Source organism: Cumulibacter soli (assembly GCF_004382795.1).
Classification (GTDB): domain Bacteria; phylum Actinomycetota; class Actinomycetes; order Mycobacteriales; family Antricoccaceae; genus Cumulibacter; species Cumulibacter soli.
The window spans coordinates 215,745-238,101 of sequence record NZ_SMSG01000003.1 but is presented as its reverse complement, the minus strand read 5'-3'; the positions used below and the strand labels follow the sequence as shown (position 1 = coordinate 238,101).

General features: G+C 64.6%; 22 protein-coding genes. 6 read left to right on the top strand and 16 right to left on the bottom strand.

Annotated elements, in window-relative coordinates:
* Window positions 1-81: 81 nt before the first annotated feature.
* From E1H16_RS07920 to thyX, 4 genes are read right to left on the bottom strand one after another with little or no spacing between them, the layout of a single operon-like run.
* Complete coding sequence (locus E1H16_RS07920) at window positions 82-1,773, bottom strand: ribonuclease J (protein ID WP_208378925.1); 1,692 nt, start codon at window positions 1,771-1,773, stop codon at window positions 82-84.
* Window positions 1,770-2,684 carry a 4-hydroxy-tetrahydrodipicolinate synthase gene (dapA, locus tag E1H16_RS07915; protein WP_134323160.1) on the bottom strand — a complete coding sequence of 305 codons (915 nt, stop codon included), beginning with the start codon at window positions 2,682-2,684 and terminating at the stop codon, window positions 1,770-1,772. Before dapA ends, E1H16_RS07920 begins: the two co-directional genes overlap by 4 nt.
* A 48-nt stretch (window positions 2,685-2,732) precedes the next feature.
* Window positions 2,733-3,374: a TIGR03085 family metal-binding protein gene (locus tag E1H16_RS07910; protein ID WP_243837785.1), complete on the bottom strand. Its 642-nt coding sequence runs from the start codon at window positions 3,372-3,374 to the stop codon at window positions 2,733-2,735.
* Between the two features lie 3 nt (window positions 3,375-3,377).
* Window positions 3,378-4,124 (bottom strand): FAD-dependent thymidylate synthase, encoded by a 747-nt coding sequence (gene thyX / locus E1H16_RS07905; protein ID WP_134323159.1) that lies wholly within the window; start codon window positions 4,122-4,124, stop codon window positions 3,378-3,380.
* 115 nt (window positions 4,125-4,239) lie between these two features.
* Here thyX and E1H16_RS07900 point away from each other — a divergent pair, with 115 nt between their 5' ends.
* On the top strand, window positions 4,240-5,940 hold the full coding sequence (locus E1H16_RS07900; protein WP_134323158.1) for a fumarate hydratase: 1,701 nt from the start codon (window positions 4,240-4,242) through the stop codon (window positions 5,938-5,940).
* 20 nt (window positions 5,941-5,960) lie between these two features.
* Here the strand turns inward: E1H16_RS07900 and E1H16_RS07895 are convergent, their stop codons facing one another.
* On the bottom strand, window positions 5,961-7,157 hold the full coding sequence (locus tag E1H16_RS07895) for a winged helix-turn-helix domain-containing protein (RefSeq protein ID WP_243837784.1): 1,197 nt from the start codon (window positions 7,155-7,157) through the stop codon (window positions 5,961-5,963).
* A 68-nt stretch (window positions 7,158-7,225) separates the two neighbouring features.
* Between E1H16_RS07895 and E1H16_RS07890 the strand changes: the two genes are divergently transcribed.
* Window positions 7,226-7,792 carry a GNAT family N-acetyltransferase gene (locus tag E1H16_RS07890; RefSeq protein WP_134323156.1) on the top strand — a complete coding sequence of 189 codons (567 nt, stop codon included), beginning with the start codon at window positions 7,226-7,228 and terminating at the stop codon, window positions 7,790-7,792.
* The gene (locus E1H16_RS07885) at window positions 7,785-8,480 is read left to right on the top strand and encodes a lysophospholipid acyltransferase family protein (RefSeq protein ID WP_134323155.1); all 696 of its coding nucleotides are present in this window, start codon (window positions 7,785-7,787) and stop codon (window positions 8,478-8,480) included. Before E1H16_RS07890 ends, E1H16_RS07885 begins: the two co-directional genes overlap by 8 nt.
* 33 nt (window positions 8,481-8,513) lie before the next feature.
* Here E1H16_RS07885 and dapB read toward each other — a convergent pair whose 3' ends face one another.
* From dapB to E1H16_RS18590, 5 genes are all read right to left on the bottom strand, one after another.
* Window positions 8,514-9,254, bottom strand: coding sequence for a 4-hydroxy-tetrahydrodipicolinate reductase (dapB, locus tag E1H16_RS07880; RefSeq protein ID WP_134323154.1), 741 nt, complete (start codon window positions 9,252-9,254; stop codon window positions 8,514-8,516).
* 28 nt (window positions 9,255-9,282) lie between these two features.
* A complete protein-coding gene (locus tag E1H16_RS07875; protein ID WP_134323153.1) occupies window positions 9,283-10,602 on the bottom strand; it encodes a M16 family metallopeptidase in 1,320 nt (439 codons plus the stop codon).
* A gap of 9 nt (window positions 10,603-10,611) precedes the next feature.
* Window positions 10,612-12,846, bottom strand: a complete 2,235-nt coding sequence (locus E1H16_RS07870; protein ID WP_243837783.1) for a polyribonucleotide nucleotidyltransferase — start codon at window positions 12,844-12,846, stop codon at window positions 10,612-10,614.
* A gap of 289 nt (window positions 12,847-13,135) precedes the next feature.
* Window positions 13,136-13,405, bottom strand: coding sequence for a 30S ribosomal protein S15 (gene rpsO, locus E1H16_RS07865; protein ID WP_134323151.1), 270 nt, complete (start codon window positions 13,403-13,405; stop codon window positions 13,136-13,138).
* Between the two features lie 42 nt (window positions 13,406-13,447).
* A complete protein-coding gene (locus E1H16_RS18590; protein ID WP_208378924.1) occupies window positions 13,448-13,597 on the bottom strand; it encodes a hypothetical protein in 150 nt (49 codons plus the stop codon).
* Window positions 13,598-13,829: 232 nt separating this feature from the next.
* Between E1H16_RS18590 and E1H16_RS07860 the strand changes: the two genes are divergently transcribed.
* On the top strand, window positions 13,830-14,210 hold the full coding sequence (locus E1H16_RS07860; protein WP_134323150.1) for a hypothetical protein: 381 nt from the start codon (window positions 13,830-13,832) through the stop codon (window positions 14,208-14,210).
* Between the two features lie 44 nt (window positions 14,211-14,254).
* Here the strand turns inward: E1H16_RS07860 and E1H16_RS07855 are convergent, their stop codons facing one another.
* The 4 genes from E1H16_RS07855 to E1H16_RS07840 are packed head-to-tail and all read right to left on the bottom strand — an operon-like array spanning window position 14,255 to window position 18,205.
* Entirely contained in the window at window positions 14,255-15,358 is a 1,104-nt protein-coding gene (locus tag E1H16_RS07855; protein ID WP_134323149.1) for a hypothetical protein, read from the bottom strand.
* A 32-nt stretch (window positions 15,359-15,390) separates the two neighbouring features.
* Window positions 15,391-16,134 (bottom strand): alpha/beta hydrolase family protein, encoded by a 744-nt coding sequence (locus E1H16_RS07850; RefSeq protein WP_134323148.1) that lies wholly within the window; start codon window positions 16,132-16,134, stop codon window positions 15,391-15,393.
* Window positions 16,131-17,072, bottom strand: a complete 942-nt coding sequence (locus tag E1H16_RS07845) for a bifunctional riboflavin kinase/FAD synthetase (RefSeq protein ID WP_243837781.1) — start codon at window positions 17,070-17,072, stop codon at window positions 16,131-16,133. Before E1H16_RS07845 ends, E1H16_RS07850 begins: the two co-directional genes overlap by 4 nt.
* Window positions 17,072-18,205, bottom strand: a complete 1,134-nt coding sequence (locus E1H16_RS07840) for a branched-chain amino acid aminotransferase (RefSeq protein WP_134323147.1) — start codon at window positions 18,203-18,205, stop codon at window positions 17,072-17,074. Before E1H16_RS07840 ends, E1H16_RS07845 begins: the two co-directional genes overlap by 1 nt.
* A gap of 103 nt (window positions 18,206-18,308) precedes the next feature.
* Here E1H16_RS07840 and E1H16_RS07835 point away from each other — a divergent pair, with 103 nt between their 5' ends.
* Both E1H16_RS07835 and E1H16_RS07830 read left to right on the top strand, forming a co-directional pair.
* A complete protein-coding gene (locus E1H16_RS07835; RefSeq protein ID WP_134323146.1) occupies window positions 18,309-19,298 on the top strand; it encodes a class I adenylate-forming enzyme family protein in 990 nt (329 codons plus the stop codon).
* A complete protein-coding gene (locus E1H16_RS07830; RefSeq protein WP_134323145.1) occupies window positions 19,295-20,413 on the top strand; it encodes a thiolase family protein in 1,119 nt (372 codons plus the stop codon). Before E1H16_RS07835 ends, E1H16_RS07830 begins: the two co-directional genes overlap by 4 nt.
* Window position 20,414: 1 nt before the next feature.
* Here E1H16_RS07830 and truB read toward each other — a convergent pair whose 3' ends face one another.
* Both truB and E1H16_RS07820 read right to left on the bottom strand, forming a co-directional pair.
* Window positions 20,415-21,308 carry a tRNA pseudouridine(55) synthase TruB gene (gene truB / locus E1H16_RS07825; RefSeq protein ID WP_208378923.1) on the bottom strand — a complete coding sequence of 298 codons (894 nt, stop codon included), beginning with the start codon at window positions 21,306-21,308 and terminating at the stop codon, window positions 20,415-20,417.
* Entirely contained in the window at window positions 21,308-22,276 is a 969-nt protein-coding gene (locus E1H16_RS07820; protein ID WP_134323144.1) for a patatin-like phospholipase family protein, read from the bottom strand. Before E1H16_RS07820 ends, truB begins: the two co-directional genes overlap by 1 nt.
* Between the last annotated feature and the right edge of the window lie 81 nt (window positions 22,277-22,357).

Genomic DNA, 22,357 nt, shown 5'->3' with positions numbered 1-22,357 from the left:
TACCGAGGGTAGTAGCCGGACGCGACATCTTTTTTCCCGCGACTGCCAATCGCTTGCCAGGCACCCCTGGAGAGGCACCGCTCAGAGGTCAATGACGCTCGGCAGGATCATCGGACGACGGCGGTGAGTATCACTGACCCAGCGACCCATGACGCGGCGCATCGCTTGAGCGAGCTTGTGCGAGTCAGTGACGCCCTCCTCAAGCTGGCGCTGAATTTCCTTGTCCACCAACGGCTCAACGGCAGCGATAATCTCGGGGTTGTCGGCGAACCCGCGAGCGTGTGCGTGCGCTGCGCGCACGATCATCCGCGAGGAGGTCGAGACCACGATCGTGCAGGCCAGGAATCCCTCCTCACCGAGGATCAGCCGGTCCTTCAACGTGCTCTCGTCGACCCCGGCCCGGTTACCGTCCACATAGACCATGCCGCAGTCAATATGCCCGACGACCTGGACCTGACCATCGATCAGGTCGACGACGTCACCGTCGCTGGTCATCACGATCTGCTCATCGCTGAGGCCGGTCTTGCGTGCCAGCGCCGCATGTGCGCGCAGGTGCCGCCACTCGCCGTGTACCGGCATCAGATTGCTCGGCTTCGCGGTGTTCAACAGATACAGCAACTCACCTGCCGCGGCGTGTCCAGACACATGGACCAGCGCGTTGTCCTTACTGATGACCTGCGCACCCAACTGGGCCAACGCGTTGATGACTTTGTTCACCGCGGTCTCGTTACCCGGGACGAGCGACGAGGCGAGCAATACGGTGTCGCCCTCCTCAATCGTGATGTGCCGGTGGTTCCCTGTCGCCATCCGCGACAGGGCGGAGAGCGGCTCCCCCTGCGATCCGGTGGAAATGATCACGACCTGCGACGGGTGCATTCGCGCGGCCTGATCAATGGACACGGTCAGGCCGGGCGGAATATTCAGGTAGCCGAGGTCCCCAGCAACACCCATGTTCCGTACCATCGACCGCCCGACAAATGCGATCTTGCGGTTGTTCTTGTGTGCAGCATCGATAACCTGCTGAATCCGGTGCACGTGGGATGCGAACGACGCGACGATAATGCGCTGCTCTGCCTCGCGGATCACCGACTCGATCACCGGCCCGAGCTTTTCCTCGGAAGTGACGAAACCCGGCACTTCAGCGTTGGTCGAGTCGGCCATCAGCAGGTCGATGCCTTCAAACCCAAGCCGCGCAAATCCAGCCAGATCAGTGATCCGGCCATCGAGCGGCACCTGATCCATCTTGAAGTCACCCGTGTGCAGCACGAGCCCGGCCTGGGTACGGATTGCTACAGCCATCGCGTCCGGGATGGAGTGGTTCACCGCAAAGAACTCCAACTCGAAGGGGCCAAGCGTGACGCGCTCACCCTCGGCGACGTCCTGCAACGTTGCCTTGATCCGGTGCTCGCGTAATTTGGCGCCGACGAAGGCATTCGTTAACCTCGAGCCGTACACCGGAATATCGGAACGCTCCCGGAGCAGGTAGGGCACTGCGCCGATGTGATCCTCGTGACCGTGCGTGAGGACAATCGCCTCTATGTCGTCCAGCCGATCCTGGTACTGGGACCAGTCCGGCAAGATGACGTCGACGCCGGGTTGATCGTTCTCGGGGAAAAGAACGCCGCAATCGACCACGAGCAGCCGGCCCTCATGCTCGAAGACCGCCATATTTCGACCGATCTCACCGAGCCCGCCGAGCGGAACTATTCGCATACCGTGCGCCGGCAGCGACGGTAGGTCGGTGAGCGTTCCGGCGTTCTTGCGGCGGCTCATACAGTGACCTTCTTACCCGCCGCGATAAGCGTCTCGCGCAGGAATCCCAGCTCGCCTTCGGAGGCCTCCAACAGCGGCAACCGAAGGTGACGCGAACGAATCACGCCCATCAATTGCATCGCGGCCTTCGACTGGATCGCCCCTTGGGACATCGCACTCATAATGAGCTTCACGGCCGGGATAAGGGACGCGTTGATCGCGCGTGCCTCGCCCAGGTCACCGCGGTCGACCGCCGCGATCATCCGGACGTACTCCGGTCCAAAGGCGTGGCCGACAACGGAAATCAGACCCACCGCACCGCTAGCCAACCAGGCCAGGTTCAGCGCATCCTCACCGGAGTAGTAGACGAGGTTCGTCGTCGCCATAACCTCAGCTGCAGAGAAAAAGTCGCCCTTGGCGTCTTTGACGCCGACGATCCGGTCATGCTCACCCAGCCGCTGCAGCGTCGCCGGGTGGATCGGGACCCCTGCTCGTCCGGGAATGTCGTACAGCACGTTCGGCAGCTCGGTCGCGTCCGCCACTGCAGTGAAGTGTGCGACGAGGCCCTCTTGCGGCGGCTTGTTGTAGTACGGCGTGACAACCAGTAACGCGTCCGCACCGGCCTGTTCGGCAGCCTTGGCCAGGTGCACGGTGTGGTCGGTGATGTTGGTGCCAACCCCGGCAACGATGCATGCTCGATCGCCGACCGCATCAATCACCGTACGCAGGATCTGCGTCTTCTCCGCATCCGTGGTCGTAGGTGCTTCACCCGTCGTACCCGATACGACAAGCCCGTCGTGTCCGTCATCCACCAGTCGTACCGCGAGCGCGGCGAGATCGTCGTGATCGATCTGACCGTCCGCGGTCATCGGGGTGGCCATCGCGGTCAGCATTCGACCGATGGGCGCGGCCGCGCCGTTGGGTGAAGTCATTCCTCAAATCTACCGTTCTCTCGTTGACGAGTCGCGTTGCCGTGCCACTCAGAAGCCGCGGTGAGCCGCACGCACCGCGGCGACGTCCGATTCGCTGCCGATCAGCTCTACGCGAGCGTGCTTTTCGCGGCCGAAGCACCACAACGTGAGTTCGTCGGGACTACCTACCACGGTCACGCCACCAACTGATTCGCGTGAGCGTGCAACGAATGGCTGGCCCGTGCCAGGGTCGAGGCGCACGGTAACGGGACTGGAGCGCAGCAGCAGCCTGCCCACCTTCATGAGGGAGCCCTCGAGCGCACGGTAACGCTCACCGTCGCCCTCGCGCGGCTGCCAATCGGGCTGCGCGCGGCGGACGTCCTCGTGATGCACGTACATCTCGGTGAGGTTGGCGCGCGCATCGACTCCGGGCAGCGCAAATGGCGAGAAGCGTGGCGGCCCGGTGCGCAGCATCGCGACCAGGTCCTCCCACTCGTGTGCGCCGATACGGGCTTGTACGCGTGCGGTGTGCCGTCGCAATGGCGCCAGCAGAATCCCGACTGCGGCGTCGGGACGACGCTCGCGCAGCGCCAGATGCGCAGCCAGTTCGCGGGTCGCCCACCCCTCGCACAGCGTGGGGGCGTCCGGACCGAGCGCCTCTAGCAGGTCGCACAACGCTTCGCGCTCGCTGCGGGCTACCGACATCGTCATCGCTTACGCCTCCGTCACGAGCGCGCTGGAAGCCATCCGACGGCCATCGGGTAGATCCGTCACCACGAAGTCCGCGAACGCGTTCGGTTCACTGCCCCGCAGCCGTTCCAGACAGGTGATCACCAACTCACGCAGTTCATCGTCGGAGGCATCGCTCCCGTGCGCGGCGATGACCTGCCGCCATGCGCGCAGATTTCCAGTCACGACAATCTCGGTGCCCCTTGCCCCTGGCAATAGGGTCTGCGCCGCTTGCCGTGCGCGTTTGCTTCGGGCCGCGCCCTCGGTGCCAGATAGCCGCTGCTCGATTCCGGTCATCAGTTCGTCGTACGCCTGCCGGGTCTTGCCCGCGGCCGCGGAGAACAGGTCGGCGAGGTCCTCGTCGGAGGCGACGGGATCAGGCACGACAAACGACGGATCAGCGATGACGTGCCGCTGCGACAGTTGGCTGTAGGACAGATGCCGGTGGCGCACCAACTCATGCGTCACCGATCGCGACACGCCGCGGATGTATAACGTCGCCGTGGCGTGCTCCAAGACCGCGAGGTGACCGACCTCAATGACGTGACGCAGGTATCCCGCATTGGTGGCAGTACGTCGGTTCGGCTTATCCCAGGAGCGGTAACAGGCGCGCCCGGCGAACTCAGCTAACGCCTGTCCCCCGCCAGCATCGGTCTCGAACGGCACATCTGCCGGCGGGATAAAACTGCTTGTCGCGATCACATCGACCTGCGGTGTTGTCTGCTCACCCATGGTCACCCAACCTACCGCCTGGGTGTGACGCGTCGGCCTCGGCGCGCGGTGACACAATGCCTCGGGCGCCGCTCGAGCTGGCCAGCACGGCGCGAACACCATGACAGGAGCTGCAATGACCGACTTCGCATACGAGGACATGCTTCCGCTGGGGGAAGATTCCACCCCCTACCGACTGCTGACGACCGAAGGAGTGCGCACCCTGGAGGGACCGGACGGCAAGCAGTTCCTGCAGGTTGATCCGGCGGCTCTAGAGCTACTGTCTGCGACCGCGATGCACGACATCGCGCACTACTTGCGTCCGGCTCATCTGCAGCAACTGCGCAACATCCTCGATGATGAGGAGGCTAGTAACAACGACAAGTTCGTGGCCCTCGACCTGCTGAAGAATGCGAACATCGCATCCGGCGGGGTGCTGCCGATGTGCCAAGACACCGGCACCGCGATCGTGATGGGCAAACGCGGACAGCGGGTGCTCACCGAAGGCATCGACGAGAAGGCGCTGAGCAAGGGCGTGTACGACGCGTATACGAAGCTGAACCTGCGTTACTCGCAAATGGCGCCGCTGACGATGTGGGACGAGAAAAATACCGGCTCCAATCTGCCGGCACAGGTCGAGTTGTACGCCGACACGCTTCCCGGTCATGAGATGTCGTACAAGTTTCTTTTCATGGCCAAAGGCGGCGGGTCCGCGAACAAGTCGTACCTGTTCCAGGAGACCAAGGCGATCCTTAACCCCGACGCGATGATGACGTTCTTGGACGAGAAGATCCGCTCGCTGGGCACCGCGGCCTGCCCGCCGTACCACCTCGCGATCGTCATCGGCGGTACCTCTGCGGAGTTTGCTTTGAAGACCGCGAAGTACGCCTCGGCGAAGTACCTTGATTCACTTCCGACCTCCGGTTCGGCGACGGCGCACGGATTCCGCGACGTCGAGTTGGAGGAACAGGTCCTGGAGTTGACCCGCCGTAGCGGGATCGGCGCACAGTTCGGCGGTAAGTACTTCTGCCACGACGTGCGTGTGGTGCGCCTCCCACGGCACGGCGCGTCCCTTCCGGTCGCGATCGCGGTCTCGTGCTCGGCCGATCGCCAGTGCCTTGGCAAGATCACCGCCGATGGTGTGTTTATCGAGCAGTTGGAGACTGAACCGGCCCGCTTCCTACCCGAGACCGTGACCGCTGATCTCGACGAGGAGGCCACCGGTCTTCAGTCGACTGGTCAGAACGTCGTGGTGAAGATCGACCTGTCGCGGCCGATGGACGAGATCCGCGCCGAGTTGACCAAGCACCCGGTCAAGACGCGACTGTCGCTGACCGGGACACTCGTGGTCGCTCGCGACATCGCGCACGCCAAAATCAAGGAACGCCTGGACGCCGGCGAGGACATGCCGCAGTACCTGAAGGATCACCCCGTCTACTACGCGGGCCCGGCGAAGACGCCCGAGGGAATGGCCTCAGGTTCGTTCGGACCGACGACCGCCGGGAGGATGGACTCCTATGTCGAGCAGTTCCAGGGTGCCGGCGGCTCCATGGTCATGCTCGCCAAGGGCAATCGCTCACAGCAGGTCACCGACGCGTGCGGTACGCACGGCGGCTTCTACCTCGGCTCGATTGGTGGGCCTGCCGCGCGCCTGGCACAGGACTGCATCAAATCTGTTGAGGTGCTCGAATACCCCGAACTCGGGATGGAAGCGATCTGGAAAATCGAGGTCGAGGACTTTCCCGCGTTCATCGTGGTCGACGACAAGGGCAATGACTTCTTCGCGTCGGTGACCAAGCCCATCGCGCTGACGATCCAGAAGCGCCCAGGTCTCTAGGAAGTGTTGCGGCGTGCCGCTCAGCCGACGCACCGCAACTGCGCCGATAAGTCTCCGACGTCGGCGATGCGCACGTCTACGAGGTCGAGCCAGTGCGCCATCTTCACCAGGTCCTCGCTAAGTCGCTGCGCGACGTAGCGAATATCGAGCGTGCCGATGTGGTGCGCCGCTTGCACGAGCAACGACCGCTGCGCTCGGTCGGCTTTGAGGTCGACCAGCGCCGCCAATTGTTCGTCGAGCAGGTATGGCAGCACGTAATAGCCACGCACCCGTTTGGGTTTGGGCACGTAGATTTCGATGCGGTAGTGGGTGTCCCAGAGTCGTTGGGTGCGATCGCGCTCCCACACCAGTGGATCGAACGGCGCCAATAGCGCTGATCGCGGCACGTGCCGCGGAATCCGGGCGTCTCGATGCAGGAACCACTGGCCTTCGACACCGTGCAGGCGAACCCGCTGAAGCGCTCCGGACTCGACCAGTTCATCCAACAAGCGCTCGGTATGGCGGCCGGTGATCCGGAAATAGTCACGCAGGTGCTGCGCAGTCGCGACACCGTGCGCGCGGGCGGCAACCTCCAGCAACTCGCGCTGCGCGTCGTCGCAGGTGGGTGTCGGTAGATCAAGAATCTCACGCGGAATTACCCGCTCTGTCAGGTCATAGACGCGTTCGAACTGTGTGTTGCGGCGTACAGAGGCCAACTCACCGGTGCGGAAGAGCCATTCGATAGCGGCCTTCGCATCGTGCCATGACCACATCTCACCGCGTACTTTCCCCGTCCGCTGCGGATCGACCTGCGAACTGGTGAGCGGGCCACGCTCGGCGATGAGCTGCCGTACGTCGTCGACGTACGCGGGATTCTCGCGCACCAGTCGGTCAATGAATCCCCACGTCTTGGTGCGGTGCTCGGCCATCCGCCAGCGCAGCAGCGGATGGTGCTGCACCGGCGAGTACGACGCCATATGCCCCCAATACTCGAACACTCGCCGCCGTGGATGCTCCATCGCGTCAAAGGCGGCCCGATCGTAGGGCCCCAGCCGCGAGAAGGCCGGCAGATAGTGGGCGCGAGTGAGCACGTTGACCGAGTCGACCTGCACGATCGCGGTTCGCTCGTACAGCCGGGCGAACTGGCGCGGGCCTGGCGAAGGCGCGGTTGACCTGTCGGCGAAACCCTGGGCAGCTAACGCTATACGCCGCGCGGCCGGGACACTGATCTGTCTCACGAGAGTCAACCTAGGCGACGGCGTGCGTCGCACCGTACTCGCCCGGCAAAGCGCACTAAGGTGGTCACGTGGCCGAAGGACATGTCAGAGACGCGCAGCCGACCGACGCCGACGAGATCGGGCGCATTCAATCGGCGACCTGGCACCAGGCGTACGAGCGTCAGCTACCGGCCTCGGCGCTGGACGCGATGACTCCGCAGGCAGCAGCCGAGTCGTGGCGTTCAGCGATCAGCGCGCCACCGGATGCCGGACACCGACTCATGGTCGCGCTCGAGGCGGGCCCGACGGTGACAACGCGCGTCGGATTCGTCGCTATCGCTCCCACCGACAGCGACGAAGAAGATATCGCGGCACCGACGGTCGAGATCGTGACGATATTGGTCGAACCTCGCTGGGGACGCCGCGGTCACGGCGCCCGGCTCTTGGCGTCCGCGGTCGACACCGCGCGGGCAGGTGGCGCCGAACAGATGATCTGCTGGGTACTCGCCGGCGATAAGGCCACCGAAGCGTTCTTACGCTCGGCGGGCTGGGAGCGCGACGGCTGGCGACGCACGTTCGACGCCGGCGAGCGGGAAATCGCGCAGCACCGCCTACATACCGACATCAGTCACATCTCGGCAGGCCAGCATGGCTGATAAGCACGTACGCACTGACTGGTTTCTGCGGAATATCGCGATTGGTCCGGCGTTCCGCGGACTGTCACGCCTGAAGATTGACGGCAAGGAACACATACCGCCGGAGGGTGCGGTGATCGTGGCGGCCAATCACCTGTCCTCGATGGACGCGGTGATCGTGCCGTTGGCGATGGGGCGTCCCACGACGTTTCTGGCGAAGGCGGAGTATTTTTCCGGCTCGGGCATCAAGGGCCGTCTCACCGCGGAGTTCATGGAGCGCGTGGGCACGATCCCGGTCGATCGCGCGAAAGGACGCGCGGCGCTGATGTCCTTGGATGCCGCGCAGCAGGCGCTCGAAGACGGGCGGGCGTTTGCGATGCATCCCGAGGGCACGCGCTCGCCTGACGGCCGCCTCTACCGCGGCAAAACCGGCGTGGCTCGGCTGTCACTGGTGACCGGTGCACCTGTGCTGCCGTGCGGGATCATCGGCTCACACAAGTTATTGCCGCCCGGTAGCCGCCGGATCCGTCCGGCGAAGGTGCTGGTGCGGTTCGGCCCGCTCGTGCAGCCCACCGGGTATCGCAGCGGACCCATGGCCATCCGCAGTCGCGATATGACCGTCGACATCATGCGCGCGATTGAGTCGCTGTCCGGTCAGGAGTACGTCGATCAGTTCTCCCCCGGCCCGAAGTCCACCTCCCAGGACTAGCGGCGATCCGTACGCGGCGCCCTCGCCATCGACCTAGAGGCCCATGAAGGATTCGATCCCAACGGTGAGACCGGGGTGGGCAGCGACTTCTCGGACACCGAGCACTACACCAGGAACGAACGACGTACGGTCCATCGAGTCGTGACGCACGGTGAGCACCTCGCCCTGCGTGCCGAGAATGACTTCCTGGTGAGCGATCATTCCGCGCATCCGCACCGAATGGACGGGTACGCCATCGACGTCAGCTCCGCGGGCACCGGCCAAGCCGGTCGACGTGGCATCGGGCATCGCGCCCAGCCCGGCCTCCGAACGCGCCGCCGCGATCAGCGCAGCCGTACGTGCGGCGGTGCCTGATGGGGCGTCGGCCTTCGTCGGATGATGCAACTCGATGATCTCGGCGGTCTCGTAGAACTTGGCCGCGAGCTGCGAGAAGTGCATCATCAATACCGCGCCGATCGCGAAGTTGGGAGCGATCAGCACCCCCACCTCGGGCTTCGCCTCCAGCCAATTGCGAACCTGTGCCAGACGTTCTTCGGTGAACCCCGTTGTTCCGACGACACAGTGAATGCCCGCGGCGATGCAGTGCTCCAACGTGCCCATCACCGCATCTGGGTGGGTGAAGTCAACGATCACCTCGGTGTTGGCCTGCTCCAGGCCAGTGATGTCGTCGCCCAGATCGATCCTGCTGACCAACTCCAAGTCGTCCGCCGCATCGACCCCGAGGCAGATCTGTTCGCCGACTTTGCCTGCCGCGCCCACTACGCCTACTCGCATGTCACGTTCCTCCACGTCATTGTGATTACTACATGACTTCGTCGAAGCTGCCGTATCGGAACGGACCGACGACAGCCAGCGATGCCGGTCGCGCCAATAAGTCGGCGGCGAGCTGTGCGACGTCCTGGACGCTCACTGCGGCAATGCGCTCGAGCATCCAGGGAACGTCTTTGTGGTCGCCGTAGGCCAGTTCGCTGCTGCCGAGCCGGTTCATTCGTGCACCGCTGTCCTGCAGTCCAAGAACGATGTTGCCACGCAGTTGGCCTTTGGCGCGCGCCACCTCTTCGGCGCTCATCCCATGAGCAGCTACCTGTGCGAACGAGCGCTGCAGAATCGACACGACCCGCTTCGCATTCGCAGGCGCCGTACCGGCGTACACCCCGAAACAGCCCTCATCGGCATACATCGATGAGAACGAATAAACCGAATACGCCAACGCCTGACGTTCTCGAATTTCTTGGAACAAGCGGGAGCTCATCCCGCCACCCAGCGCAGTCTCCAGCACACCCAAGGCGAATCGACGTTCATCGAACCTATCGATTCCGGGTACGCCGTAGATCAGATGCGCCTGCTCGCTGCGCCGATTGACCACCCGCGCCTGCGACCGCGCCGGCGAACGGCGAGCACGTCGAGCCGGACGAGATGACGGCGCTGCGGCAACCGGCCGGTGACCGTCGAAGGCGCTGCGGACCCGACGCACCACCGCGGCGTGATCGACCTGCCCGGCCACGGCGACCACCATGTTCTCGGGCCGGTAGTGCCTGCGATACAGCGAACGGATCCGCTCCGAATCGATATCGCGCAACTGGTCGTGCGTGCCGATCACAGATCTGGCGTACGGCGAGTTGCCGTGCACGATTTCGCCGAATACGTCGTGCACCAGATCAGACCCGTCGTCGTCACGCATCGCAAGCTCTTCGAGGACGACGCTGCGTTCAGTCTCGACATCCTCAGTTCGCATACTCGGTTGCAGCACGATGTCGCTGACGACATCGATGGCTAACGGTAGGTCGCTGCCGATGACCGTCGCGTAAAAACAGGTGTGTTCCTTGCCGGTGAAGGCATTCATCTCACCACCGACGGCATCGATGGCGGCCGAGATCTCCAGTGCGGTGCGTCGCTGCGTGCCCTTGAACAGCAGGTGCTCCAAATAATGAGCCGCACCGGCCTCGCGCGGTGACTCATTCACCGAACCGACGTTCACCCAGATGCCGAGGGAGGCCGACATGCAGCCTGGAATGTGCTCCGAAACGACACGCAGCCCGCCGGGGAGCACGGTCCTGCGGACCGTGCTTCCCTCTGGCGAGCTGTAGATCGTGCGCGTGGATGCGCGGGTCAGTCCAACCACGAGGCGGGATTAGCCCTCGGTTGCCTCGGCGGCGGCCTCGGCCTTCTCCTCGGCCACGACCGGGATCAGGCTGATCTTGCCGCGCTGGTCGATGTCGACGATCTCGACCTGAATCTTGTCGCCGACGTTAACGACGTCCTCGACCTTGCCGATGCGCTTGCCGTTACCCAACTTCGAAATGTGCACGAGGCCGTCCTTGCCCGGCAGCAGTGATACGAAGGCGCCGAACGGCGCCGCCTTCACTACCGTGCCGAGGAACCGCTCGCCGATCTTCGGCAGCTGCGGGTTGGCAATCGCGTTGATCCGATCGATCGCTTCCTGCGCGGATTCACCGTTATCGGCGCCGACGTAGATCGTCCCGTCGTCTTCGATAGTGATCTTCGCGCCGGTCTCGTCCTGGATGGTGTTGATCATCTGACCCTTGGGTCCGATGACCGCGCCGATCTTGTCTACCGGGATCTTCACCGACGTCACCCGCGGTGCGTACTTGCTCATCTCATCCGGAGCGTCGATGGCTTCACCCATGACGTCGAGGATGTGCAGGCGTGCGTCGCGTGCCTGCGACAGCGCGGCAGCGAGAACCTCGGACGGGATTCCATCCAACTTGGTGTCCAACTGGATCGCGGTGACGAACTCACGGGTGCCGGCGACCTTGAAGTCCATATCACCGAACGCGTCCTCCGCGCCCAAGATGTCCGTCAACGCGGCGTACGACGGCTTCCCGTCAACGACGTCCGAGATCAACCCCATCGCGATACCGGCGACCGGCGCCTTCAATGGCACGCCCGCGTTCAGCAGCGCCATCGTCGACGCGCAGACCGAACCCATCGACGTTGAGCCGTTGGAGCCCAGCGCCTCGGATACCTGACGAATCGCGTACGGGAACTCCTCGCGGTTCGGCAGTACCGGCAGCAAGGCACGCTCAGCGAGCGCGCCGTGGCCGATCTCGCGACGCTTCGGCGAGCCGACGCGGCCCGTCTCACCAGTGGAGTACGGCGGGAAGTTGTAGTTGTGCATGTAGCGCTTACTGGTTTCCGGCGACAGCGTGTCGAGCTTTTGCTCCATCGCCAGCATGTCCAGCGTGGTGATACCCAGGATCTGAGTCTCGCCGCGCTCAAACAGCGCCGAACCGTGCACGCGTGGAACGACGGCGACCTCGGCGGCCAGCGACCGGATGTCGGTCAGACCGCGACCGTCAATGCGCGCACCGTCGGTAAGCACGCGGGCACGTACGAACTTCTTCGTCAACGCGCGAACGGCAGCGGAGATCTCGGCACCTCGACCGTCGAACTGCTCGGCGAGATCTGCCTTCGCAGCGTCCTTGATCTCGTCCAGGCGCGCCTCGCGCTCCTGCTTTCCGGCGATCGTCAGCGCGTCCTTGAGGTCAGCAGAGACCTTGGCCTCGACGGCGTCGTACACGTCGTCCTCGAAGTCGACGAAGACCGGGAACTCGGCAGTCTCCTTACCAGCGACGTCCGCCAACTCGGACTGTGCGCGGCACAGTTCGGCGATGTGCGGCTTAGCGGCCTCCAGGCCCTGCGCGACAACCTCTTCGGTCGGCGCAGTCGCGCCACCGGCGACGAGTTCGATGGTGGCCTCGGTGGCCTCGGCCTCGACCATCATGATCGCGACGTCCTGCTTACCGTCGGCCTCGACCACGCGCCCAGCGACGACCATGTCGAACACGGCACGTTCGGACTGCTCAACCGTCGGGAACGCGACCCACTGATTGTCGATCAGCGCGACGCGTACGCCGCCGATCGGGCCCGAGAAAGGCAGCCCGGCCAGCTGGGTGGACATCGATGCGGCGTTGATCGCAACAACGTCGTAAAACTCGTCGGGATCCAGCGCCATGACCGTGACGACGACCTGGACCTCGTTGCGCAGACCCTTGACGAAGGTCGGACGCAGCGGGCGGTCAATCAGACGGCAGGTCAGAATCGCGCCCTCGGACGGGCGACCTTCGCGACGGAAGAACGAGCCGGGGATGCGCCCCGCGGCATACATCCGCTCCTCGACATCCACTGTGAGCGGAAAGAAATCGATGAAGTCACGCGGCTTCTTCTGCGCGTTGGTCGCCGAGAGCAACATGGTGTCATCATCGAGGTATACGACGGCCGAACCGCCGGATTGACGGGCCAAGCGGCCGGTTTCGAAACGAATCTCGCGCTTTCCGAAGCTGCCGTTGTCGATGACAGCGACCGACTCCTGGGCGTCCAGTTCGTCATTGATGGGTTCAGACAATGTGTGTCCTCTTTTCATTGGCGCGCGCACGCCAGCGCCATAACGGCTGCTGTGAAGAGGCCGAGCCGGTCATCGATCGAAGTCATCGGCGTCTGCGGGAGATCCGCAGCTCCGGTGACCACCACCGAGGGCCAGCATCAGCGCGGGCAGGCCTGTGGGCCGACGCGCACGCAGGATATGCCGTGAGCGTATCTCACAGCACGCGGTCGTGGAGGTCACGCCGCTCATAGGCGGCGAAACCTCGATGAGGGAGTGGCCACAATGGCCACTCCCTCATCGATGGGAAAAACTAGCGACGCAGACCAAGCTTCGCAACCAACTCGCGGTAACCGTCGAGATCGCTCTTCTGCAGGTAAGCCAGCAGGCGACGGCGACGGCCGACCAGCAGCAACAGGCCACGGCGGCTGTGGTGATCATGCTTGTGCTGCTTCAGGTGCTCGGTGAGCGTCTTGATGCGGTCCGACAACATCGCGATCTGAACCTGCGGCGATCCGGTGTCCGACTCACTGGTCTTGTGCTCGCCGATGATTTCGGACTTCTTCTCCTTGGACAGTGCCATCCGGATCTCCTCATAATCTGATCGCGCGTTCCCCGGTCTTCGTCACGGGGAAATGTCGTTGCCACGCGTGGTCGCGTTTGGACCGTCGTTCATCGTATCAGCCTGATCGCCGCCCGCAGCGAGGGCTGCCTCACGTTGAGGGCGCAGCCGCTGCGCGAAATAGTCAGCGCCAGCCAGGAACCAGGTGGCCATGTACGCGGTCGATATCGGTATGAGTTCCCCCCAGCCGAAGCCCGCACCGCCGTTCATCCCAGCGGAGCGCGGAGAGGACGGGCCGCAAGATCAAGCCCCGCCCGCACCAACGGACACATCTCTGATGTACACCGTGGTCGCGCCTGCCGCACCGCCACGACCGTCAGGACCGCCCCCGTGGGCGCCACCGCCAGGTCGAGGCCCGCTTCCCTATCCACCCCGACGCCGTACCGTGCTGATCAACCCTCAGGTCTCCCGGGTACTGATAGCGGGCCTGGCTTTAGTCTGCCTGGTGCTCGGCATCACATTGGATGGGCCAGTCGGCATCGGCTGGGACGCCTTCCTCGCCTGGTCGATCTTCGCGTCGGCGGCCGCCGTCGCCGTCCTTGCCGGCGCCGCAAGCGAACATCGAACTTGGTCGTGGGGTCTGCAGTTCTACGGGGTTATCGGCTTATTGATCTTCTGGCTGATCGCTGCGCGGCCGATAGCCGCCAGCAACGTCGGGTTCTTGATGACGTTCGGCACCGCACTCGCCGTACTCGCTGCCGTGCGTAATCCATTCCGTCCGCCGTGGCGCGCGGTGTTCGGCGCTCGCCAGCCGCGTCGGCGGTAGCACCGCTACGCCGGTGCGGACTGCCTCCTCAATGGACTGCCTGCTCAGCGGATGCCGAGAATATCGCCCACGGGGAACCATCCGACGGAGCCGTCGTAGCGTTGTACGCACACCGACGGCGCCATCCCCGCATTACCCATCGCTACCTCCAAGGCAACGGCCTCTGCCCACGGCGCCTTGTTCCGGTAGACGACTGCGCGACCGGTGTAAAAGTCGCCCCGTGACCAGCGTGGATTGGCCGGCGCCATCGGCGTGGGATACGAGTCGGGATGAAACTCCGCCGGCGGTACGTGCGTCGGCAGCGCACCGCCACCGGTGAGGGCACAGATCTCCTGTTGCAGCGCCGACATCGACTCCGGCAGTCCGGTTGCCGCCGGCGCGTACGGCGGTAGCGAGGGAACCTCGGGAAGTTCAGCGGCCGACCAAAGCCGCGATGTCACCGAGCCAGTGATGGTTCGTAGGCCTTCGGCTATGACGAATGGATCGTGCTCGGCTGGTCCCCAGGAGGAACGCCAACCGGCCGCGAACTCGACACCCATATTCGAGCGCCAGAACTCGTCGTACGACGCGAGCAACTCCTGTAGTCGCCCACGCTCGGGAACGCGCTGCAGGAGGATGTCGTACGGCAGTGGATTTGCGGGGTCACTGGCGCCGTATAGTTGCGCGTGCCGCGCGGCGGGATTCAGGTCGGCGTGCGTCAACAATTGACGAGTGAACTGGTCGTAGATGTCGAGGTAATCGTGCAGCGGCCGAAGCAGGCTTAATTCGGCGTTGATCCAGCCTTGTGCCCAGCGGGCGTTGATCGGCTCGATGACTTCCAACAGTTGTCGAGCGCGGTCCTCCCACTGCTTGTAGTTCTCGCCCTCGGGCGACTGCAGCCACATCTTGAACTGATAGAACCGCTCAGGAGACAGCTGCGCGTACGCCGTCTCGTACGCCGAGACCAGCGTCGGGGTTGGCGATAACGCAGCAATATGCGGAAACGCCGCGAACGCCTCGGCATAGCGAGCATTCGCGACAGGATCAGGAACGACGGTCTCGATCGGCGCGTAACTGCGAGGCGGCGGCGCCGCCGGCGACATGGGCACGGGCGGTGGGAATCCGCCGCCCGCGTTCGGTGTCGGCCCGTACGCCCCAGATGGGTTCATCGGGGGGAATCCGTTGGGGTAACCCGGTTGGTTCACTGCTGCTCCCGCACGCTCATCATCCACGCCTCGGTGCGCTCCATGATGTGTCCCCATTGCTCGTCGCTAGGCACATGACGCATCCCGGAGACCTCGACGTATGTGCCGTTCGAGACGGCACCGCTGATCTCTTCTGCCTGGCTCGACGGGACCATACCGTCCTCAGTTCCGCCGAAGGCCAATATCGGGGTTCGGATGCGGTGCGCCACGTGTACCGGGGAACGCACCTGCCAGCCGTCGGGAGTGAGGATGTCGTCGTAGTAGGTCCGCATTCGGCGGGCGAGCGTGTCACGGTACAGCGTGGCGATGTTCATCGGCGAGTTCACGGTTATCGCGCCAGTAACCTGCGGGGCGACGGACAGCCCACGGGCCATCCATAGTCCGCCGGCCGAGTAACCGAACAGCCATACCTCCGAGCATCCCCGCGCCTCGAGAACCGCGAGCACGGCAGCGAGGTCGATCTCCCCACATAGCCCGTAGTCGTTCGGGTCGCCGGTGGATCCGGGCCAGCCGCGACTGGCCACGGACACCGCGTGCCAACCGCGAGCATGGAAGTCTCGGGCACGGTCGGCGTGAAAGCGCGCATCTTGACCATGACCGTGCGCAAATACGATCGCCGGAGCGCGGTGCGGCTGCCACCATGCGAACCCGCCGAGCACGGCTTCGTGCGCGACCGCCTCGAACGGTACGGCGTCCTCGAGTTCGGGTAGGTCGGCTGCGGGGTCGAGCGCGACAGTCATGCGGGCCGATCCAGGATGGTGCGGGTCGCGACGACATCCCTTTCGATCTCGGTGATCAGTTCCTCACTGGAGGAGAACTTCACCATCGGGCGAATGCGTTCGATGAAGTCGACCTGCACCTGTTCGCCGTACAGGTCGCCCTCGAAGTCCAGCAGGTAAGACTCGACGCGTCGCTCGGTCCCGGAGTAGGTCGGGTTGGTGCCGACCGAGATCGACGCTGCGCGCGGCTCACCGCGCACCGTCATCCAGCCCGCGTATACACCGTCGGCCGGGATCGCCGAATACATCGGCGGGCGAAGGTTGGCCGTCGGGAACCCGAGACCCCGTCCTCTCATATCACCGCGTACGACCAAGCCTTCGATTCGATGCGGGCGGCCTAACGCGGCGCTCGCTCGGCGCATATCGCCGGCGTCCACACACGAGCGGATAAATGTCGAGGAGATGGTGTGCGGCCCCTCGTTGACCAGTGGCAACACTTCGGTCTCGAAACCGAAGGTGCTACCGAACTCGGCCAGCGTCTCGACAGTGCCGGCAGCCTTGTTTCCGAAGGTGAAGTTCTCCCCCACGATCACCTTCGCCGGATGCAGTCGAGCGATCAGCGCTTCGTGCACGAACTCTTGCGGGCTGAGCCGGGCGAAGTCTCGGGTGAAGGGCACGACGCACAGTGCATCGACACCGCATTGTTCGATCAGTTCGGCCTTGCGGCGCAACGGCGTCAGGATGGGCGGGTGCGATCCGGGTTTGAGAACCTCACGGGGATGCGGGTCAAAGGTGAGCACGAGCGCGGGTAGGCCCCGCTCGACTGATTGGCGAACCGTTTCACCGATCAGCGTCTGGTGTCCCAGGTGCACCCCGTCGTACTGTCCGATCGACATCACGCACCGGCCCCAGTCGGCCGGTGCATTGTCGACTCCGCGCCAGCGCAACATCTTCGACATCACCCAATCGTGTGGATCCAGCCGTGCCTGTCCTCGGTAGAGCCGTGCTGTACGCCGAGCAGGTGGTCGCGCAGTCGCATCGTCACCGCACCGGGCTCGGTGCCGATAACGAAATCCCCGGTGCGCGCCTTGCAGGTATAAACCGGCGTAATGACGGCCGCCGTACCGCACGCGAACGTCTCGGTCATCGAACCACTGGCGACGTCAGCGCGCCACTGCTCGAGTGACAACTTTCGTTCGGTCGCGGTGATGCCGAGATCAGCCGCGGCCTGCAGCAGCGAGCGCCGGGTGATCCCTGGCAGCAACGAGCCGCTCAAGTCCGGCGTGACGATCTCGACGTTGTCGGGGTCGGCGCCGTACACGAAGAAGAGGTTCATCCCACCCATCTCTTCGACGTACTTGCGTTCCACGCCGTCCAACCACACGACCTGATCGCAGCCCTCGTCCGCGGCCTGCGCCTGAGCCAGCAGCGACGCGGCGTAGTTACCACCACATTTGGCTTCGCCGGTACCACCGGGCACCGCCCGGACGTAGTCCTCACTGGCGTACACACTCACGCCGCTGACTCCCCCACCGAAGTAGCCGGCAGCCGGCGAAGCGATCACACAGAAGACGTATTCCTTGCTCGGTCGGACACCGAGGAATGGCTCGCTGGCGAACATGAACGGACGCAGATAGAGGCTCATCTCCGAACCGTTCGGCACCCAGTCCCGATCAACCTTGACCAGTGCGTCGCAGGCCGCGACGAACGCCTCGGGCGGCAACTCCGGCATCGCCAAGCGACGCGCTGAAGTGTTGAATCGCTCGGCGTTGGCATCCGGGCGGAACGACACGATCGATCCATCGGGACGCTGGTATGCCTTCAGCCCCTCGAAGATCTCTTGCGCGTAGTGCAACACGGCCGCGGCCGGATCAAGGCTGAACGGCTGGTAGGCCTGTAGACGGGCATCGTGCCAGCCGGCATCCTCGCTCCAGTGCACGACGACCATGTGGTCGGTGAACTTCTGACCGAATGCAGGATCGGCGAGAATCGCCGCCCGCTGCTCGGGTGTGGCCGGCTGCGCATTAGGCACTACCTGCAGTTCCAGCCCCGCGCAGAGGTGGCTTGGCAAATCGACAGGTAGTTGAGACATGGGCGGCCTTTCTCCCAAGTGTGATGTGACGCGACTCCCCGATCCTAGGGCACCAGAGCATCTAGGCATGATGGGCGTCTGATAACCGCAGTAAGGTCGCACTGTGACCTCCCCTCCGGACCCAGATCTGGTCCACCCCGAGCGCACCGGCGATCCCGTCAGCGCCGTGCTGCGTGCTCATCGCAGCGGCCACCGATTAGCGCTGGCGACCTCGGGGACCACAGGCACAGCACGGGTGGTGGTACGCACCACCGAGTCGTGGTTCTGCTCGTTCGAGGCGTACAGCGAACTTTCCGGCGTCGAGCACAGCGCGCGGGTGTGGGTGCCGGGTCCGTTGCACAGCACGATGAACCTCTTTGCCTCCGTGCATGCACGGGCCGTGGGCGCGCAGCTGGTCGACTCCGTGGCGCAAGCCACGCACGCCTGTCTGACGCCCGCGCAACTGCACCAGTTCACCGATAGGTTGCGCGGCATTCGCATCACGATAGCCGGCGATGCTCTGACGTCGAGGTTGCGGCAGTACGCCGAGGAGCGCGGCATCGCCGTCGCGCACTATTACGGAGCCGCTGAACTGTCGTTCGTGGCTGCCGGGGCGGACGCCACGGACCTACGCCCGTTCCCGGGGGCGCAGGTCGAATGCCGCGACGGCGAAATCTGGGTGCGTTCGCCCTACGTCGCCGAGGGATACCAGCACGGGGCCGGAAGCCTGCGCGCTGATCAGGACGGCTTCTTCACGGTTGGCGATCGTGGGTCATGGGACGGTAACCGACTACGGGTGCAGGGGCGCGCCGATGTGATCGTGACGGCGGGAGCCACCGTGGTCCTCGCGGAGGTCGAAGCTGTATTGAGCGCGGTGGCGAGCGCACCGCTGGCCCTGATCGGCGTGCCACATCCGCGCCTCGGGTCCGTGCTGATGGCAGTGCTCACGTCATCGGCAGACCGTGAACCTCTGGCGCGGCACGCACGTGCAGTGCTGCGCGCAAGCCATCGTCCTCGTCGCTGGCTGGTGCGCGAATCGCTACCGATGACTGAGGCAGGCAAAGTTGATCGTCTGGCCTTGCGCCGCGAATGCGCCCAGCAGGTAGGCGCATGACTGATCAACCGGTAATCGTGGGCGCGTACCGCACGCCGATCGGGACCGCTGGGCGCGCACTGGCCACCGTCGATGCGCCATCGCTCGCCGCCCCACTGCTGCGCCACCTTGCGGCCGGCATCGACCGGGAGGTTGCTGAAGTGGTGCTGGGTAACTGCATGGGTCCCGGCGGCAATGTCGCGCGCGTCGCGACCCTGGCTGCCGGGCTGGACGACGCGGTGCCGGCGCTCAGTGTTGATCGTCAATGCGCCAGCGGATTGGCTGCGATCGAGGTCGGCGCGCGGCTCGTCACCGATGGGCATTGGCCGGTGCTCGCCGGTGGGGTGGAGAGTGCGTCGACCGCACCGTGGCGTTATTGGCCGCCCGTGGGCGAGAACGCACCGGTGCGGTACCAACGAGCCCCTTTCGCTCCGCGAGCGGACCTCGACCCCGACATGGGTGTGGCCGCGGATCTGTTGGCAGAGCAACACGGAGTGAGTCGCCAGCGGCAGGACGAACTGGCCGCGCGCTCACACCAGCGAGCCTGGCGCTCGCAGCGCGACGGTGTCTTCGCCGAGGAGATCATTGCCGTCGGCGACCTGTGCGTCGATCAGCGTCCGCGGCCGTCAATGACCGCCGCTCGGCTGTCGCGGCTACCGGCTGCCTTTCGAGAAAACGGCACCGTTACGGCAGGTAATTCGTGCGGCATCAACGATGGCGCCGCAGTGGTCGCACTTGCTCCGGAAGCGTCAGGCTTGCCTGGAATGCGTGTGCTCGGCGCCGCGTCGGTCGGTGTTGACCCTCGCCGTCCCGGTATCGGTCTGGTGCCCGCCGTCGAGCTCGCGCTGCGACGCGCCCGCCTGGCCATGGCGGATATCGACGTACTCGAGGTGAACGAAGCATTCGCAGGTCAAGTGTTGGCGTGCTACGACGCGCTCGAGGTGCCCGAGGAATTCGCTTGCGCCGAGGGTGGCGCCCTGGCGCTGGGACATCCCTGGGGTGCCAGTGGCGCAGTCCTCATGGTGCGACTGTTCAGCCAGCTGGTGCGCTCCGATTCCGGCCGCTACGGCCTGGCCGCGGTCGCCGCTGGCGGCGGGCAAGGCACGGCCATCGTCCTCGAACGCGTCAACGGGTGATTCAGGCCGGAGCGAACACGACTTTCGCTCGTCCATGGCCGTCAACCAACGCGATAGCCCGCCCCTGCGGATCGATCGCGCCGACGATTTCTTCGGGATCACCGACGGCGTCGATCCGGCGCCCGAAGCTGAGTTCACGAGCCTCGTCACCGCTAAGCTCGCGAATCCGGAAGGTACGGCGTACGGCGTCATCCAGCGGTACGGCGACGGCACCTGCCCCCGACTCCACGCGGTGGGCGAGTTCGTCCACGGTGAGCGCGACCGCCTCGTCGATCGCGCCGATGGCGGTGCGGCGCAGCGCTGTGAGGTGCCCGCCGACGCCGAGTGCGCTACCCACGTCCCGAGCAATGGCGCGAATATATGTTCCGGCGCTGCACCGTACGACGATGTCGATGTCGGCACGCCGGCCGCGGGCAATCCCGGTGATGTCGATAGAAGCTATCCGCACCTCGCGCGCAGCCAGCTCAACCTGCTCACCGGCGCGTACCAGGTCGTAGGCGCGTCGGCCCTGGACTTTGATCGCCGACACTGCCGAGGGCACCTGTGAGATGAGCCCGACCTGGGCTTCGAACGCATCACGGATCTGATTTTCGGTAATCGCAGATGCGTCGATCGCGTCGGTAAGTTCACCGTCTCGGTCATCAGTGGTGGTGCGCTCGCCCAGACGGACCGTGGCGCAGTACGTCTTGTCGTGTCCCATCACGTATCCGAGCAGTTTGGTAGCTCGTCCGATTCCCAGCACGAGCACTCCGGTGGCCATCGGGTCCAGGGTCCCGGCATGTCCGACTTTTCGGGTGCCGGCGATACGTCGTACTCGAGCGACAACGTCGTGCGACGTCATGCCGGCTGACTTGTCGATGACGACCAGCCCACCGGTCGCGATATCGGCAACCATTAATTCTCCGTTTCGGTCGGCGCCGTCAGCGCACGATAGAGCGCCGCCTGGGCGGTCACGTAGCCGAGCGCGGCGTCGCGTTCCAGTTTGGGCACGTCGCGGGTCAAACTGCGCACACCGGTCGAGACCGGGTTTGCCAGCGCGTAGCACCGCGCGTCGCTGCCGGTCATGGCGGTGATTTCTCGCGCGTAGTGCAGGCGCCCTTGCGCCATTCCACCGAGTCCGCTGACGATGCCGTTGAGTGCGCGTCGTTCCATCGCGGCATACCGGCCGTCTTCGTGACGCAACAGCGCTTCCTCGCTCCAGCTCACCAACGCCAGCACGTGCGTAGCGCCGTCACGGATGGCCCGCATTGCGGGCAACGGTTCACTCACCGAGCCATCAACGTATCGATGTCCGTCAATTTCTACTGGTCCGCCGGCGAAGCCGGGAACGGCGGAGGTCGCTTTGAACGCCTGCTCCCAGCGCTCACGAGTAGACAGTTTGCGCAATGCCACGGGCTGCATCGTGTCGGCGTCCGTGACAATGATCTGCATCGGGGTGCGATGTGCCAGAACCTCATCCCAGTCAATGGGCTTGCGGTGCTCGAGGATGTCACCAATGAGATGGTCGAGGGAGACCACTGGAGAGCGTCGCCAGAGCCGTCGAATATTGATGAATTCCGCTGCAGACATGTCTTCGGTGAAGACTCGGCTGGCGGCGTGCCCACGACCATGAATCATCGCCGCCGCGATGAAAGCCCCCGACGACGACCCGTACGCGACGTCGAAACAACCAGTCAGCCCGGCCTCCTCGAGCGCGAGCACCATTCCCCCGGTCGACCCGCCGCGCATTCCGCCGCCGCCGACCACGATCGCCACCTTGTGCCCATCGCCGTGCGCACCGGCGCTGCCGCCTTTGTCGCGGCGCTCGAGTAACACCCGAAGAACATCGAGGTCTCTGGGTAGGTTCAACGGTTCAGCAGCCATACTCCGATTGTTTCGCACCAGCGCTCGTTTCAGCGGGCGCGCGGTCTGGGGCGCAGGTGAGTTGTACCCCACTCGCCGCCA